Source organism: Stieleria maiorica (genome assembly GCF_008035925.1).
Lineage (GTDB): Bacteria > Planctomycetota > Planctomycetia > Pirellulales > Pirellulaceae > Stieleria > Stieleria maiorica.
Window position 1 is genome coordinate 169,423 of sequence record NZ_CP036264.1, and the last position, 16,421, is coordinate 185,843.

The 16,421-nt window shown below is 61.9% G+C and carries 13 protein-coding genes; 7 read left to right on the top strand and 6 right to left on the bottom strand.

Features of this window, described 5'->3' with window-relative positions:
• Window positions 1-32 precede the first annotated feature (32 nt).
• The 4 genes from smpB (at window position 33) to Mal15_RS00650 (ending at window position 4,373) form a co-directional block, all read left to right on the top strand.
• Complete coding sequence (gene smpB / locus Mal15_RS00635; RefSeq protein ID WP_147865974.1) at window positions 33-542, top strand: SsrA-binding protein SmpB; 510 nt, start codon at window positions 33-35, stop codon at window positions 540-542.
• 261 nt (window positions 543-803) lie between these two features.
• A complete protein-coding gene (locus Mal15_RS00640; RefSeq protein ID WP_233903209.1) occupies window positions 804-1,508 on the top strand; it encodes an ABC transporter ATP-binding protein in 705 nt (234 codons plus the stop codon).
• 58 nt (window positions 1,509-1,566) lie between these two features.
• A complete protein-coding gene (locus tag Mal15_RS00645) occupies window positions 1,567-2,931 on the top strand; it encodes an ABC transporter permease (RefSeq protein WP_147865975.1) in 1,365 nt (454 codons plus the stop codon).
• 101 nt (window positions 2,932-3,032) lie between these two features.
• Complete coding sequence (locus tag Mal15_RS00650; protein WP_233903210.1) at window positions 3,033-4,373, top strand: TCR/Tet family MFS transporter; 1,341 nt, start codon at window positions 3,033-3,035, stop codon at window positions 4,371-4,373.
• Between the two features lie 71 nt (window positions 4,374-4,444).
• Here the strand turns inward: Mal15_RS00650 and Mal15_RS00655 are convergent, their stop codons facing one another.
• From Mal15_RS00655 to Mal15_RS00680, 6 genes are all read right to left on the bottom strand, one after another.
• Window positions 4,445-6,340 (bottom strand): hypothetical protein, encoded by a 1,896-nt coding sequence (locus Mal15_RS00655; protein WP_147865976.1) that lies wholly within the window; start codon window positions 6,338-6,340, stop codon window positions 4,445-4,447.
• Window positions 6,341-6,477: 137 nt separating this feature from the next.
• Window positions 6,478-7,161: a hypothetical protein gene (locus tag Mal15_RS00660; protein ID WP_147865977.1), complete on the bottom strand. Its 684-nt coding sequence runs from the start codon at window positions 7,159-7,161 to the stop codon at window positions 6,478-6,480.
• Window positions 7,162-7,164: 3 nt separating this feature from the next.
• Window positions 7,165-8,871, bottom strand: coding sequence for a DNA-methyltransferase (locus Mal15_RS00665; RefSeq protein ID WP_147865978.1), 1,707 nt, complete (start codon window positions 8,869-8,871; stop codon window positions 7,165-7,167).
• A 273-nt stretch (window positions 8,872-9,144) separates the two neighbouring features.
• Window positions 9,145-10,287, bottom strand: coding sequence for a DNA-processing protein DprA (dprA, locus tag Mal15_RS00670; protein WP_147865979.1), 1,143 nt, complete (start codon window positions 10,285-10,287; stop codon window positions 9,145-9,147).
• 37 nt (window positions 10,288-10,324) lie between these two features.
• Window positions 10,325-10,939, bottom strand: coding sequence for a phosphatidylglycerophosphatase and protein-tyrosine phosphatase 1 family protein (locus tag Mal15_RS00675; protein ID WP_147865980.1), 615 nt, complete (start codon window positions 10,937-10,939; stop codon window positions 10,325-10,327).
• 137 nt (window positions 10,940-11,076) lie between these two features.
• Window positions 11,077-12,624: an outer membrane protein assembly factor BamB family protein gene (locus Mal15_RS00680; protein WP_147865981.1), complete on the bottom strand. Its 1,548-nt coding sequence runs from the start codon at window positions 12,622-12,624 to the stop codon at window positions 11,077-11,079.
• A 759-nt stretch (window positions 12,625-13,383) separates the two neighbouring features.
• Between Mal15_RS00680 and Mal15_RS00690 the strand changes: the two genes are divergently transcribed.
• The 3 genes from Mal15_RS00690 to Mal15_RS00700 are packed head-to-tail and all read left to right on the top strand — an operon-like array spanning window position 13,384 to window position 16,391.
• Complete coding sequence (locus Mal15_RS00690; protein ID WP_167546549.1) at window positions 13,384-14,547, top strand: TlpA disulfide reductase family protein; 1,164 nt, start codon at window positions 13,384-13,386, stop codon at window positions 14,545-14,547.
• Window positions 14,548-14,551: 4 nt separating this feature from the next.
• Window positions 14,552-15,538, top strand: a complete 987-nt coding sequence (locus tag Mal15_RS00695; protein WP_147865984.1) for a UbiA family prenyltransferase — start codon at window positions 14,552-14,554, stop codon at window positions 15,536-15,538.
• A gap of 1 nt (window position 15,539) precedes the next feature.
• Window positions 15,540-16,391: a sugar phosphate isomerase/epimerase family protein gene (locus Mal15_RS00700; protein WP_147865985.1), complete on the top strand. Its 852-nt coding sequence runs from the start codon at window positions 15,540-15,542 to the stop codon at window positions 16,389-16,391.
• Window positions 16,392-16,421 lie beyond the last annotated feature (30 nt).

A 16,421-nucleotide genomic window follows, 5' to 3' on the forward strand; every position in this document is an offset into this window, starting at 1 on the left:
AACGACTCGAGTCCGGATACAATCCCCCCACCATGGCCAAGAAAAAATCAAAAAAGAAAGGTGCGGCGGCCGGCAAGAAAGCCGACTCGGGATTCACGATGGTCTCGGAAAACCGCAAGGCCCGCCATCGGTACGAGATATTGGACTCGATCGAGTGCGGGTTGATGCTGATGGGCAGCGAAGTCAAATCGATGCGGGAGGGCAAATTGTCGCTGGACGAGGCCCACATTCGCGTCAAAGACCGCGAACTGTGGCTGATCGGTGCGGACATTGCCCATTACAACAACGCCGGCATGTGGAATCACGACCCGCGCCGCCCCCGAAAACTGCTGCTGCACGCCCGCGAGTTCGATAAGTTCGCCGGCCGGGCCCACGAGCGGGGGCTGACGCTGATCCCCTTGAGGGTCTATTTCAACGACCGAGGCCTGGCCAAATGCGTGATGGGGCTGGTCAAGGGAAAGAAACTGCACGACAAACGAGAAACACTGAAGAAACGCGACTCCGACCGCGGACTGCAACGCGCCATGCGCGGCCGGGGTTGAACTTGAGTCATCGAGGTATCGGAACTCGCCAAGAGTTTCGTCCTCGATGTGAGACCGTCGAAAGACATGACGGCTAGTCGATTTATCCGACATGCCAAATCCATGCGCAATGATTCCGGGCGCGACGCGCCAGCGAGGGGACGCCGCGCTGCCCCTCGCTCACGCGTCGGGCTAGCATAGGCACCCTGGATTCGGAAAATCAACAAGCCGTTGACACCCTCCGCTACGACAGCCATCCGACCCTCCCACACCGATCCAACCGTGACCGAACAACCGACTGTGAAATCATCCGAGGTGCTCAAGCTCACCGACGTGATCAAGACGTTTGACCAGCCCGGTGGCGGTAAGTTGACCGTGCTGGATATCCCCGAGCTGACGATCGACGCCGGAGAGCAGATGGCGTTGATCGGGCAAAGTGGCGGCGGCAAGACCACGCTGCTGCATTTGATCGCCGGATTGCTGACGCCCGATTCAGGCAGCATCCGTGTCGCCGGCATCGAATTGACCCGGCTGTCCGAACAAGGCCGCGATCGCTGTCGCGCCGCCACGGTCGGCTATGTGTTTCAAACGTTCAATCTGTTGCCTGCGTTCTCGGCGATCGAAAACATCCAACTGGGGATGGCGTTCGGCAACCGTGCGATCGACACCGAACGGGCCTTTGACCTGTTGGGCAAAGTCGGCTTGTCGGATCGCGCCAGCTATCGTCCCAGCCAGCTTTCGGTCGGGCAACAGCAACGCGTCGCCATCGCACGCGCACTGGCCGGTAAACCCAAGCTGTTGCTGGCCGACGAACCGACCGCCAACGTCGATCCGGCCAGCAGCGACACCGTGCTGGACCTGATCATCGGCTCGTGCCGCGACGAGAACATCGCTCTGATGATGGTCACCCACTCGATGGAAGTGACCAAGCGGTTCGAGCGCGTCGAACATCTGGATGAACTGAATCGTATTTTCCAGACCCTGTAACGACGACCGACAACACTCTGCCGATCCGAACTCTGCCCAACCGAAATAGAACCTGATCATGTGGCTGCTCCGAATCGCTTGGCGAAACTTCTGCTATCGATCGCTTTCGAGTGTCTTGACGACGATTTCGCTGGCCTTGGGTGTGGCGTTGGTCGTGATGGTGCTGGCGGTCTTTGGGATCGTCACCGAAGCGTTTTCACGCAACGCGCAAGTCGGTTACAACCTGGTCGTCGGTCCCAAAGGCAGCGCGCTGCAGCTGACGCTCAATAGCGTTTACTACTTGAGCCAACCGATCGAGAACCTGCCGTTTACCGAGTACATGGAGTTCTTTGACGCGCCGGCCCGCGCCGAAATGGTTCGCAAGTACGGCGGCGACCCGGCACTCGGCGAGCGCGACGGCGTCTACTACCCGATGATCGCTGGCGGGTATGCGATCCCGTTGGCGTTGGGCGATTACCTGGGCGAGTTCCGTGTGGTCGGCACCACGCCGGACTTCTTTGAAAAACTGCGGCACGGGCCGACGCTGGAAGAACCCTTCACGATGCGCGAGGGCCGCGCGCTCGAGTCCTATTCCGACGACTACGGTTACTATGAAGCCGTGCTGGGATCGCGCGTCGCGGCGCACATGAATCTGTCTGTCGGGGACACGTTCAGCTCCACACACGGTGACCCCGAAGGCAAAGGGCATGGCCAAAAGTTCACGGTCGTGGGTGTTTTGGCACCGACCGGAACGCCCAATGACCGAGCGACGTTCGTGAACTTGGAAGGGTTTTATCTGCAGGAAAACCACGCCAAGCCGCTGACCGGCGAGGAGACGATCGTGCCGCCGAGTGAAGCTCCGGACGATCCGGGTGGAGCGATGCCGTTGACGATCCCCGAGCGCGAAGTGACGTCGATCTTGGTGCGGACCGGCATGCCGATGATGGGCGTGGTGCTGGAAAACCAAGTCAACGAGAGTTTGCGGAGCCAGGCGGCGGCGCCGGTCGGGGAGATCGCGAAACTGATGAATGCGATCATCGGCCCGTTGTTGGCCGCCTTGTTGGTGATCACGCTGATCACCTGTGTCGTGGCGGCCGTCGGCGTGTTGGTCGCGATCTACAACTCGATGAACGACCGGCGGCGAGACATCGCGGTGATGCGGGCCTTGGGAGCCCGCCGCGGGACGGTCACGGGGGTGATTCTGTTGGAAAGTTTTCTGGTCGCGTTGATCGGTGCCCTGGCGGGGTGGTTTTTGGCACATGCGTCGATCTGGGCGTTCAGCGGTGAAATTGAAGATCGGACGGGGGTCCAAGTCGGGATACTAACGACCAGCGCCTATGAGTGGTACATTTTCCCGCTCGTTTTGATTCTGGCCGCCTTGGCGGGAATCTTGCCCGCGGCGAGTGCCTATCGAACCGACGTCGGTACGAATCTGGCGGCTTAGCCCCCACGCGGTGATTCGCAAGCGAGGGTCCCGCCGGTTCGTGCGGCCCCCAACGCTTGCGTCCTGCGACCGACTGACCACCCTCCCCCCGAACGTCCCCCATGAATCAGCCTGAGCCGAACGAAACGTCCGGCGACGACACGGCGATCGCTTCCGCCCAGCCCGCTTCCGACTCGCCCGCTGTCCCCCCGCCCCGAGACGTCGCGTCGGCCGAACCGCCGAAGCGCCGCCAACCCGGGATGCTGTTCATCTGGGTGACGTTGTTTATCGACATCCTGGGTATCGGGATCGTGATTCCGGTGTTGCCGGCACTGGTCCAAGAATTGTCGGGGCTGGATGAGTCGGGGGCCTCGTGGTACTACGGATTGATCGTCGCCTCTTACGCGACGATGCAGTTCTTTTTCGCGCCGATCCTGGGCGGGCTTTCGGACCGATTCGGTCGGCGGCCGATCTTGTTGGTCGCACTGTTCGGATTGGGCGTCGATTTCATGATCCAAGGGTTTGCCAACAGCCTGTGGTTGTTGTTCCTGGCCCGATTGATTTCGGGCGTCTTCGGCGCCAGTTTCACCGTCGGCAACGCCTACATCGCGGACATTTCCAATGACGACACGCGGGCGCGAAACTTCGGTCTGGTCGGCGCCGCCTTCGGACTCGGGTTCACCTTCGGGCCACCCCTGGGTGGTGTGCTCGGTGAGGCGATCGACATTCGCGTCCCGTTCTTTGTCACCGCGGGCTTGGCGTTGGTGAACTGGTTGTACGGCTACTTCATCCTGCCGGAATCGTTGCCGCCGGAAAAACGTCGGGCGTTTTCACTGCGGAACGCCAGACCGCTGGGGGCCGTCGGCACGCTTCGGCGTTATCCCCTGGTGGCTGCCTTGGCCGCCGTGTTTCTGCTCAAGGCGTTCGCCCAACGCGGTTTGGAGAACGTCTTCGTGCTGTTCTCGGAATTCCGGTTCGACTGGAACGCGATGACCGTGGGGTTGTTCCTGGGCTGGGTCGGAATTCTGGCAATCATCGTGCAGGGCGGACTGGTGCGACCGATCGTCAAACGGTTCGGTGAACGCCACGTGTTGTTGATGGCCACGGTGATCTCCGCCGTGTCGTTTTTCGGCTATGCGTTTGCGACCGCCGCCTGGATGCTGCCGGTGATCGCAGCGGTCGGGGCGTTGGGCGGATTGGCCGGGCCGACCATCCAAAGTCTGATCACCAAGACGGTCGATGAAACCGAGCACGGTGAAGTGCAGGGGGCGCTGACCTCACTGCAAGGGCTGACCAGCATTGCCGCGCCGATCGTGTTCACCAGCGGGCTGTTCGGTTACTTCACCCGCGAAGGAGCAGAGTTCCAATTCGCCGGCGCACCGTTCCTGTTGGGCGGGATCCTGATTTTCGCCGCCTTCTTTCTCGCAATCGTTGTGTTTCGGAAGCATCCCGAAGACGCGTAGCTGGACAGTGTGTTCCCGACGTAGCTACGCTTGCCAGAGCGTGGGAAACTACGGGCGATGCTGGGTTGCGGTCAGGAGCTGACGCCCAGTGTTAGCCAACCGTCTTGGGCTTCAAAGTAGCGCGGGCGGAAATTCTGGCCTTGAAGCGCAGGCACTTTGGCGTCGGCGGGGATGATCCACGGCCGGTCCATCAAGGTTTCCGGGAACGCTTTGGCGAATCCCTTTTTGATCGATCCCCGCAATCCGGCTTGGGCGACGCTCAAACGTTTCGTGCCGGGGAAATTGATTTCCGTTTCACCGACACGTTCCAGCACGATCTCTCCGGTCTCGGTGGTCCGCGGCTGATAGACCGCGACGATCTCCAGCAACCGTTTCAGCTCGCGCGATCCTTGAGCGAATCGGGTGCCTTGGATCCCGATGCGAAGTTTTCCGTCGCGGGCTTCGAAAATGATCGGGCGGCTGTCGTGAAAATCGATTTCGAAATCCGGTTCCTCTTCTTCCTCGTCCGCAGCGGCGGCTTGGATTTCCGCACCGCGTTTGGTCTTGCTGGCCAGCTGTTGCAATTCGGTCCGCGTCATCGTGCGTCCGGCCAATAGCGCGCCGATGGTGTTGTCGACCAGCGATTCGTGAATCTGTATGGTCGCGTCGTTGGTGGCGGTGATCGCCGGCGGCGGCGTCGGCGCGGCAAGCTGGTTGTTTTTGCGGATCGTTGCTTTGAGATAGATGGAGTGGGCGGTCGATCCGATCGTGCGCAGCGGTTCGGCAAAGTCCAGGCGTTGCAGGTACGCTTCGGCCTGGCCGGCCAGATCGGGCATCGGCTGAGCCAGGGCGCCTTCGGTTTCCTTGGTGAATTCGTCGGTGATTCGGGCGATGAATTTGCGATGGGCGATGCGATCGGCCAACGGTTTTTGTTGGGCGGCTTTTTTCTGGGCGATTCGTCGCACCAAACGCAACGGGTGTTCGATCGAATTGATGCGGTTGTTGATGCCGCCCGAGACGACGACGGGATCGAACTGGATTCCCGACTCGCGGATTTGCAGCGTTCGCGAGGCGTGGACATGGCCGAATCCCGACGTCCTCAACCGCACCGGGCCGTTGTAGCCGCGGTTGGCCGTCGTGACGGTTCCGTGGAGCGCGACCTGCATGCGAATGCTTCCGGTCGACGGCAGCAGGGTCGCGGTCACATCCCCGGTCAGCAGCGCGTTGCCGACGATGCGTGTGCCCAGGATGCATTCGCGCACGGCGGACGATTGGTCGACCCTGCGATTGGCGACCCGCCCGACCAAGGATTCATCCACGGTCAGATGCAGGTTGGTCGACGAAAACAGCGTTTGGGTGCGGTCGACCAATGCGACGGGTTGATCGGTCCGTTCGAGCAGCTCCAGCAACAACCGCAACGTCGCGATTTCATCCGGCGAGGGGCTGGTCGTCATTTCGGTCCATTGGTCGGCGGCCCGCTCCAGCAGTTGACCCAGCAACGCCGTCGTTCGTTCTTTGCGGCGAAACCGCAGCGCGTTGCTGTATTGTTGGGCGGTGCGGCGGACGTCTCGGACCGCCGGCACTTCCAGCCCCGGGTGGATTCCGGTGGCCTTTTGCGAAATCCGCGTGGCTTTGGTTGCCACGTCGACATCGCTAACCTCTGACGCGATCGCTTCCAGGGCGGGTTCGATTTCCAGGTAATCGATCCAGGCTTGGGCGTTGGCTTCGGTCGCCGTTTTCGACAAGTGCTCGCGCAGCCCGTCGATCGCTGCTTGGAACGCCGCGCCGCTCGGATCCACCCCCGCGATCCGGTTCGGATCCAACTGGTCGGCGGACTGTCGCGCCGCCGCGGCGATCTGTGCGGGCAGCCCTTCGCTGGGCGAGACGTCTTGGGCGGACAGGACGTCTGGGGCGGCGAGGACGTTCGGCAGCGCGACGACCCACAGGCCGAGCAAAACAAGGGCGCGACGGGGGCGAGGTCGTGTCATGTTACATCCGAGTTGACGGTGGACCGGGGGGTGGGGAATGCGATACAGAAGCGAAGATAGTGAAACGGCGAAAGATTTGCAGGTGGAGTTCGGTCGACCTGAGAAAAAAACGCCCTCGAAAGCACCGGCACGACGTATTACAGCGGCCCCAAGGCTTGGGCCAGCGCGGCGATCGGCCCCTGTTGGTAGTCGGGGGGCGGTGTTTGGGCGTCCATTTCGTACACCGAAACGAGCAGCGTCCGGTGACCTACAGCGCATTTGCCCAGGTGGACCCGCAGCGGCCAGGCCGAGCTTTTCCGCGGTGACGCCCAGTGGATGGTCGCCTGGCCGTAACGCATCGTTTGCACCTGGAGCTGAAAATCGTCACTCGCTCCGACGCGCAGCACCGCCGGCTCGGTCGCGTCTTCGTCGCCCATTTCCAGCTGGACCGAGGGCGGAAAATCGTCCGCGGTGGGCGGCCAGTCCGTGACGCCGGGCGTGAAGGACCGGATTTGCCCTAAAATCGATGCGTTTCGGTTGATAAACGAAATCGCCGATGCCGCCCGCCCGGCATCGCCGGGCTGGTTGATGCGGAAAAACACGTAACCGTCGACCGGATTGATTCGCAGCCCCAATTCCGACGACTCGACCGTCTGCTCCAGGATCGGCACGATGTCCGGTGTGGTCCAGGACCCGAACGCGTGGCCTCCACGCCGGCCGAACCGGCCTTCGGGCGGATCCCCGATGGCCCCAAACCAGGCGACGGCCATGACAACACCCATCAACACCGCCATGCCGCGGGTGACTTCAAGGGGGATCGGCTGGTCGGACTTTTGCGACATGGTCTAAAAGAGTGTCGTCGCGATCGGCTGATGCAGGAAATGGGCGTTCAACCACGGTTTATGCTGCGTGACCAACAAACAGCGAAGCACCAACGCTTGCTTGACGTCTTCGATCGGCCAGACCTGAACCTCGGTCGGTTCGAATTTGCTCCAACCTTCACTGACTTGGATCTGTCGCAGCCGTGCGGCGATGTCGGTCGTCTGGCCGATGAACAGGACGGAATCGGGATCGGAGATTGCATACACGCCCGCGACCGGTTGTTCGTCACAGTTGCTGAGATACGAATCGATGGTTTCCGCTGCCGGCGGGACTTCGCCGGCGAATTCGGCGGCGCGTTTCTTGACCGCCCGCGTGATTTTGTCCGCCGTTGCGATCCGCCGAAAGTGCCAGAGCGCGGTGCGATAATCGATCTCCGAATGGTCGTCGCCGAATAGTTTGGCGATTCCGTCAAACTCCGCCGCGGCGTCGGGGGTGCAGAGGATCTGTTCCAGGTCCAAGGCGTAATCGACCGATAGCATTTGGAAGGCGATTTCAGCGGCATCGCAGCACGGCAAGATGGTCTTCAGCGAGAGCTTTTTGTGTTTGCCTTCGCCGTCGAGTTGCCCCAGATTGGAAAGCTGCAACAGAAACTCGTTCCACGTTCGCGCGTCGCCGAGCAGTTTGGCGTCCTTGCAATCTCGCACGAACAGCGCGTTGCGGATCGGGTCGAACAACAATTCTTCGGCGCTGTGGTTTTTGGAGACGGCCGCAAAGGCGGCTTGGATGACGCTCCGGTTGCGGTCATCCAAGGGGATCACGGGGCGACCGTCGCGGAACTCGGTGCGTTTCTTTCCGTTGGACGTCGTCGGGGCGCTCTTGATCGGGTCGGCCGGGCCGTCCAGCGGGTCACCGGACTTGCAGGCCGACAATCGCTCGCTGATCCTCGTGGCGTAGTCCTCGGACAATTCGATGCCCATGAATCGACGCCCCAGTTTCTTGGCGACCACCAACGTCGTGCCGCTGCCACCGAACGGGTCCAGCACCAGGTCGCCGGGGTTGCTGGAAACGCGGATGATCCGGCCGAGCAACTGTTCGGGCATCTGGCATCCGTGGAAACCTTCGCGCTCCTTGAAGGTCCCCGCGACGCGGGCGAAATACCAGGTGTCGTGCGAGGGACTGAATCCCAACTGGGGCGCATCTTGGGGACGCAGAATCCAGGTGTTGTCCGGCAGCCGTCCTTTGGTGTTGGCACGGGCATCGGCGTAAACCAACTGCCGTGCCGACGGAACACGCACCATCGGGTTGTCACCGTTGAAGGTGAATTGCTCGGGGTCTTTGACAAAGTGAAACAGGTGCGTGTGCGATCGGCTGAATCCACGGACGCAGTTCACCCCGAACGTGTAGTACCAAATGATCCATGACCGACAAGAGAAACCGATCTCTTGGGACAACAGTTTTAGTTCGGCGGCGTATTCATCGCCGATCGCCAACCAGAACGATCCGTCCGGTTTGAGCGCTTGGTGAACACCGCTGATCCAGCCGCGACAAAAGTCCAAGTAATCGGTGTGTGATTGCTGGTCGTCGTAAACATCGTAGCTGTACCCGATGTTGAAAGGTGGGTCGGCGAAGACAAGATCGACCGATCCGGGTTGGATCTGGGCCAGCTTTTCGATGCAGTCGCCCCGGTGGATCTGATTGGCCGCAAGCGCGACGGTGGAGGTCTCGGTCATGGGGCCCAGTAGGAAAAGCCGGTAATGCGTGTCACGAGTACATGCTTCGAAATCGATGCGATCATGCTAGCCGTTTACCACAGCTCAATTCGCGGATTTGTATCGTAGCGGAAGCCGCCAAGGCTTTCGGTCCCCCGGTGCGGCGTCGTCGCGACAGAGCGAAACTTTGACGAGTTCCGCTAGCGAAACACCGAGCCGCGGCGGAGCACTAGTCTACGATTCGTTCCCCGATCGCGCCAGTGCCCGACTGCCCGCCATCACGCCCGCAGTGCGTTAAATCCGGATGACGTATTGGCCGCTTTGGCGGCGGATCAGGTGTCGGATCTCCAGCACGCTGATGGTCGCCATGACCTGGTGGGCCGGCAATCCGCTGCGGGCGATCACCTGATCGATCAACGTGGGGGAGGCGTCGACCGATTCCAGCACGGTGCGTTCGAGTTCGTTGAGTTTCAGTTCGGCCGGATTCCGCACTTCGTGACCGTCGTCGGTTTGCACGCTGCGAGCCATCGGCCCCAGCGATTCCAGGACGTCGTCGACGGTCTGGACCAGCGTCGCGCCGTCGCGGATCAGTTGGTTTGCCCCTCGGGAGGCCCGACTGGTCACCGCACCGGGAAGCGCCAGGACGTCGCGGCCGAGTTCGCCGGCCAGCCGGGCGGTGATTAACGAGCCGCTGCGGTCAGGGGCTTCGATCACCAGGGTTGCCAGCGAGAGCGCGGCGATGATTCGGTTGCGTTGGGGGAACATGCCGCCGCGCGGTTTGGCGTCGGGGGCATATTCGCTGATCACCGCGCCGTCGGCGGCGATCGCGTCGGCCAAGCCGACATGCTCGGGCGGATAGATTTTTCCCAGTCCCCCGCCCAACACGGCGATCGTTCGCCCGCCGGCAGACAAGGCCCCCTCGTGTGCCGCCGCGTCGATCCCACGCGCCATCCCGCTGACCACCGTCACGCCGGCTTTGGCCAATCCGTATGCGAGACGATCCGCTTGGCGGGTCCCGTAGGCCGTCGCGTGTCGGGTGCCGACAATCGCAACGGCCAACTCGTCTGCATCAGTCAGCCGGCCGCGGGCGAACAAGATCGGCGGAGCGTCGTGCAGGTCTTCCAGCGGTCGTGGGTAGCCGCGGTGGCCTTTGCGAAGCAAATCACAGTCGTGGTCGCGACACCACTGGACGATCGAGTCGGTGTCCACGTGGTGCGACGCCGTGCGAATCGTGTGGATCAGTTTCGGCCCCACGCCTGGGACGACGGCCAGTCGTCCTGGATCGGCGTCCAACACCTGTTGTGGCGAACCGAGTGCGTCGATCAGCGCGGTCAGGGTTCGCGGTCCGATGCCCGGCAGCATCGCCAGCCGAAGGGTGCTGATCGTGTCCGCATCGATCCCCGGATTCTCTGTCGATGTGAGTTCGGGTCCGTCCATGGCGATGTGGACTCAGCTGCAGGGATTGAAAGCGCGTTTACAACAAGATATCGGGTCGCTCGGTGTCCGGGGGGCTGCTTGCCGCCAAGGGTTCTTCAATCGCCGGGAAAAGGCCTGCTTCGCTTTCTGCCGCTTTGAGTGCCGCCTGGAATTGTTGGACGACCGGGCGGCTTGCCAGTTTCGGATTGATGTGCGGGCGAGCGTCCAGCAGGTGAGTCTGCGCCTGCTCGGCCGTCATGCCGCCGTACTTGATCAACCAGCACATCGCGATCGTCGCGCTGCGGGCACGGCCTGCTTTACAGTGAATGTAAACACTGTCGTTTTGCAGTTTGTACTTTTGTATGAACTCGACGGCGGCTTCCACATCGCGCAATTGCGGGTGCGTGAAATCGGTCGTCGGGATGTGCAGTTGCTCGATGCCGTGTTGTTCGTACTGCAGCATCGGGCCTTTGTACTCTTCGCAGGTGTTGACCACCGCACGCACGCCTTCACCACGCAGCGATGCGACGTCACCGGCAAAGGGATACGCACCGACGATCACGTGGCTGTCGATGCGGTCCCACCAGTGGCGAAGATGCAACACGCGGCCCAGAAGAAAGTTCCAGGCGAGCGTCGGCCAGAAAACGATGCGGGCGTAAAGTCGAGCGAGCAAGGTGACGACGAAGGGTAGTTGGTGCGAACGGCCAGACCGGTCCACGATTCTACCGCATCAATCGGAAAACGATAATCGCGGGGACCACGTTTTGACACGCTGACTCCCGTCGCCGCCTCGACGAAACCCAGCGCGCCCTACTCGGCGATGCAATACAGTGCCGATCCGCTGCGGAGATAAAGTCTGCCGTCGCTGACCGCCGGTGATCCGGAAAAGCCCGAATCATCGGTCAGCGTGTTGGTTTGTCGCAGTTCCATTTCGGGCGTCGCGCCAACGACATAGACTTCGCCGCCGGGTGCAACGACGTAGATCTTGCCGTCGGCCAGCACGGGCGTCGCGTATTCTTGGTTGCGTCGATCACCGAACCCGCCGCGACCCCCGCCGCCTCCAGGACGACCGCCGAATCCGCCGCCGGGACCACCTCCGGGACCGCCAAAGCCGCCCCGCCCGCGGCCTCCATCTCGCTCCCCATCACCGCCCCGATCACGGTCATCGCTCCGATCACGGTCACCGCCGGGGCCGCCGAAACCGCCGCCGGGGCGACCTCCGCCGCCGCGGTTCCCGCCGCCACCACGACTGGCGGCCAGCCGTTTTTGGTTGACCCGCTCGCCGGTTTTCGCGTCATAGCAGCTCAGTACACCGCTATTGAAGACGTACAGGTGGCCATCGTGGTGGATCGGGGTCGCGAATCGACACGGGATATTGGCATCCCAGACCACGTGCGATTCATTGACGTCACCCTTGCCCCCCGCCTTAACCGCTACTGCTTCACCGCTGCGACCACCCACTGCAACCACGACGTCGTCGATCACGATCGGGCTGGCCGAGGCGGTGTTGTCGGTGGTGCCCCGTGAATACCAACGCAATTTTCCGGTTTCGGGGTTCAGCCCCCAGACTTCGCCCGGGACGGTGATCACCAAATCGGTGCGGTCCGCGGCTTTGACCAGATTCGGCGTGCTCCACGTGCTGGCCAAATCGCCAGCGGGCGTGTTCCACACTTCTTTTCCAGTGGCCGCGTCAAAGGCGAACAGGGATTCGCTTTCGTCCGACGCATTGACGATCACCAGGGTCTGCGCGTCCGATTGATAAACGATCGGGCTGGACGCCGAACCCCAGCGTTGCTGGCCGCTGCCGGTGCCGACGCTGTTTCGCCAGATTTCGTTGCCCTCCAAATCAAACGCGATCACGCCGCTTTTGCCGAAGAAGGCGAACACGTGTTTACCGTCGCTGGTCGGCGTATGGCTGGCGTAGCCGTGGGCGGGGACTCCCATCCCGCTGTAGGGATCTTCGGGTTGGACGGCATCGATCGTCTTGCTCCACAGCAGGTCGCCGGTCACCGCGTCGTAACAGGACAGGTGACGTTTCAGATCCTCGATCTTTTCGTCTTCACCGCCGGTGCCGTAGCCCGAGTAGCTGGTCACAAAGACCTTTCCGGCGACGACGATCGGGCTGGAAACCCCTTGGCCGGGCAGGTCGGCTTTCCATTTGACGTTTTCGTTGTCGCTCCAGGTTTCGGGGACTTGTGTCGAATCGGGACTGATCGAATTGCCTTGGGGGCCCAGGAATCGTCGCCATTCCGCCGCGCCGGCTGCCGACGCGACGACCAGACTTCCTGTTAGAACGACGGCGGGGACCAAGGGGCGCCGAAAGATCCACCCACGTTGGTGGCGAGTTTGGTCGGTCATGGCAGAACAGCTCCCGAGCAGAAGAAAATGGAGAAGAAGAACCCGCAGAGTGCGGTCAGCGCAACTAAACCCCGACCAGACAGAGAAGTTTCGAAGGATCAGCGTCGTCCCGCCCCGCAACCGGGGACAGACCCCGGCGAAATGCTCGCAAAGCTCCGGTGGGGACAGACCCCAGGAGGATCACGATCCGGGGACAGACCCCGGCGGAGCGGGGACAGACCCCGGGCGAATGCTGACCCCGGGCGAATGCTTGCAACGCCCTGAATCGGGGACAGACCCCGCGAGAATTGCTAGCTGAATGTGCCCACGGATGGCAAAGCGTACCCACGGATAGGTCGCGGCAGGGGATCCGTGGGTACGCCCTGCCATCCGTGGGTTCTCTCTCCGTCAGCCGAATCCCTTAGGGACAGGTCCCGATCCCGTGGGGACAGACCCCGATCCGTTGGGGACAGACCCCGGCGGAATGCTGACCCCGGCGGAATGCTCAGTCGGGGACAGACCCCGAGGCAAGCGGGGACAGACCCCGGTGGAGTGGGGCGGAGGATTCTCGGCTTCGGGGGTCGCGTGTCGGGGATTGGCGGTCAAAAACCATTCCAAAGGTCGTGAATTGCACTCTGCTGCTGATCCGGTGGTTCGTAGAATGTTTGGGCAATGAAGAAACCTGACTCCCAATCCCTGCCTGATTCTCACGCCCCGACCGGCGGAATCGAAGCCTCCTCACCCACCGTTACTCCCCCCGCACCTCTCAAGATCTCACTGATGAAACGTATCGCCCTGTTTGCCGTTTGTTGTGCCGTTGTCGCCGCGTTGACTTTGCGACCGGCCGAAGCCGAACCCTCGCTCGGGATCGGATCGAAAGCTCCCGCATTGGACATCGAGCACTATTTCCACGAAGACGACACGCGTGTGTCCGAATTCAAAGCGGGCAATGTCTACGTCGTCGAATTCTGGGCCACTTGGTGTGGACCCTGCATCGCCAGCATGCCGCACCTGGCCGAGTTGCAAACCAAACATCGCAATGACGGCGTCCAAATCATCAGTATTTCGGATGAGACGGTCGATGAAGTCGAAGCTTTGCTGGCAAAACCCTATCCCGGCAAAGACGTCTCGTTCGCCGAAGTCACCCTGCCGTACACGCTGACGACCGACCCTGACGGATCGACCCAACGCGATTACATGGAAGCCGCCGGCCAGAACGGCATCCCGACGTCATTCCTGGTCGGCAAGACGGGTATCATCGAATGGATCGGCCACCCGGGTGAACTGGAAGAGCCGCTGGGGGCCGTTCTGAACGACAGCTGGGACCGCGAAGCCTTTAAAGCGGAAATCGAACGCGAGCAAAAGTTCCAGGAAATCCTTCAAGGGCTGGATCAACTCGCCGGTCGTGGACGGTTCGACGAGGCCAGCAAAATGCTCGCCGACCAAATCGCCGAGACCGACGACGCGGACTTGAAAGAACGGCTGACCACGGTTCAACGCGTCGTCCAGCCGCAATTCAACTTCCTGTCCGGCAATCCGACCGAAGCCGACTTTGCGTTCTATCGAGAGGAACGCAAGGCGACCGAGGGGAATCCCCAAGCGTTGTTCCGCCACGCGATGACGCTTTACAACATCGTTCAAAACGGTGGAAAGATCGGACCGCTCGGCGGCGAAGTGATCGAAGCGCTGCGAAAGGAAATGGAAAACATCGAAGACGACGGCAAGGTCGCGATGCTGGAACTGATCGCGCGGTTGCATGCGGTCGAGGAGCGTTGGGACGAAGCCATCAAAGCCGCCGAACAAGGCGTGGAGCTTGCCGACGGGGTTTCGCGAAGCCAAAAGCAACGCATGTCGCTGTTGTTGGAGGATTTGAAGTCCAACCTGGAACAGGAATCGGACGGCGATTCAAAGAGCGATTCGGAAGAACCCGCAACCGAAGAGTGAATCGTTGACCGCTGAGCCAACTCCACCGCATCCGCCTTCCCAACGCCCGCTCCTGGCCTGGATGCAACTGGTTCGTCTGCCCAACGTGTTCACGGTGTTGGCCGACGTGGGGGCGGCGTTCCTGTTGGTCGCCGGCGGGCCGGCACCGCCGGTGCGGTTCGCGCTGGTGCTCGCCGCCGGCGTCGCGCTCTATTGGGCCGGCATGGTCCTGAACGATGTTTTCGATTTGGAGAAAGACAAGGCGGAGCGGAAAATGCGGCCGATCGCCAGTGGCGCGATCTCGGTCAACACCGCTAAGTCCGCCGGTTGGGCGTTTTTGATTCTGGGTGTGTTGTTGGCATCGGCATCGGGATACGTGCCTGCCGCCGGTCACGCGACGACCTGGTTGCCGGCGGCGATCGCGGTGGCGTTGGCCGGATTGATTGTGGCCTATAACGGGCCGCTCAAACCGACGCCGATCGCGCCGGCGGCGATGGGCGGCTGCCGCGTGCTCAGCTTTCTCTTGGGCGCGTCTCCCCTGTTGGAGCTCGCCGAAGGGATGCCGCTTGTTCCGCGACACGTCCTGGCCATCGCGCTGGGATTCGGTGTGTACGTGATGGGAATCACCACGGTGGCCCGCGACGAAGCGGTCGGCGGTCACTTGGTCAACCTGCGGACCGGCTTTGTCGTGATGCTGATCGGCGGTGTGATGTTGGCACTGGCACCCGGATTTGCTCCGCCGGAAACCCGCGCCTCTTGGACGGTGCCGTCGGCGGGTCAGTTCGGAATGTTGATCGGGTTGATTCTGTTTCCGATTTTTCTGCGCGGGTTGCGGGCCCAAATGAATCCCGAACCGGCGGTGATCGGAAATCTGATTCGGATCAGCATTTTGACGATCATCCCGTTGTCGGCGGCGTTCGCGTTTTTGGGTGCCGGACCGGTCTGGGCCGTGATCGTCTTTGCGCTCGTCGCCCCGGCGTTGTTGCTTGCGACGCGATTGCGGGTGACGTGAGATGACGCCGGGGTTCCATTGCAGCAGTCTGGAGTTCCACCAACCGACGACGTTGATCCCCAAGCTGGCTGAGCTGGGATTCGGCGCCGTTGCGATTCGGCCCTGTCGTGGACGCTGGGATCTGGACACACCCTGGTTCGACGCGGTGTCGGCGGAGATCGCAGGGACGGCCAAGGAGCACGGGGTCGCGATCGTGATCGACCTGGATGCGTTGTTCTACGATGATCCGGACAGCATTGATCCCTATTCCCTGGCCAGCCAAGACGCGGCGATTCGGGATGCGGCGGCCGCCCAGATTCGCCGCTGGATCGAACGGACGGCAGAAATGGGCGCGGTCGCAACCACGTTTTCCACAGGCCGCGTGTGCCCGCGCGAGCGCGATGCGGCGGAGACGGATGATCACGGCGAACAAATTTTGGAGCGGTTGGCTGGCGCGATCAGCCCGCTGGTGCAGCTGGCGTCGTCGTTGGGCGTGAACCTGGCGTTGCGGCCGGTGTCCGAGCATGCGATCGCCACGGTGGCCCATTTCGAGCGTTTCGGACAATGGATCGGGACCGACGCGGCGTTGGGTTTGGCGGCCGATGTCGGGGAGATGTTATTGGGAGGCGAATTCCCGATCGGCGCCCGGTTGGCACGGTTACAGCACCGATTGAGTTGCGTGTATCTGTGCGAACCGGATTTGGAACGCGGTTGTGACCAGCGGTTCGGTCATGGCGACATCGACTTGGGGCGGGTCTGGGAAGTGATGACCGAGAGCGGGTACGGCGGCCCGGCGGTGTTCCGTTGTTGCGGTCACGGGCGATTGGGGTTGGTGTCGGCGCGGGAGGCGTTGGCGTTGTTGGATCCGTCGTGACGGATGCGGAACTTCGAGGGGCTTTCCGTC

Bases quoted from the DNA above. Each gene is read 5' to 3' on its own strand.
- smpB (WP_147865974.1), top strand. From the start codon at position 33: ATGGCCAAGAAAAAATCAAAAAAGAAAGGTGCGGCGGCCGGCAAGAAA.
- Mal15_RS00645 (WP_147865975.1), top strand. From the start codon at position 1,567: ATGTGGCTGCTCCGAATCGCTTGGCGAAACTTCTGCTATCGATCGCTT.
- Mal15_RS00650 (WP_233903210.1), top strand. From the start codon at position 3,033: ATGAATCAGCCTGAGCCGAACGAAACGTCCGGCGACGACACGGCGATC.
- Mal15_RS00655 (WP_147865976.1), bottom strand. From the start codon at position 6,340: ATGACACGACCTCGCCCCCGTCGCGCCCTTGTTTTGCTCGGCCTGTGG.
- Mal15_RS00660 (WP_147865977.1), bottom strand. From the start codon at position 7,161: ATGTCGCAAAAGTCCGACCAGCCGATCCCCCTTGAAGTCACCCGCGGC.
- Mal15_RS00665 (WP_147865978.1), bottom strand. From the start codon at position 8,871: ATGACCGAGACCTCCACCGTCGCGCTTGCGGCCAATCAGATCCACCGG.
- dprA (WP_147865979.1), bottom strand. From the start codon at position 10,287: ATGGACGGACCCGAACTCACATCGACAGAGAATCCGGGGATCGATGCG.
- Mal15_RS00680 (WP_147865981.1), bottom strand. From the start codon at position 12,624: ATGACCGACCAAACTCGCCACCAACGTGGGTGGATCTTTCGGCGCCCC.
- Mal15_RS00690 (WP_167546549.1), top strand. From the start codon at position 13,384: ATGAAACGTATCGCCCTGTTTGCCGTTTGTTGTGCCGTTGTCGCCGCG.
- Mal15_RS00700 (WP_147865985.1), top strand. From the start codon at position 15,540: ATGACGCCGGGGTTCCATTGCAGCAGTCTGGAGTTCCACCAACCGACG.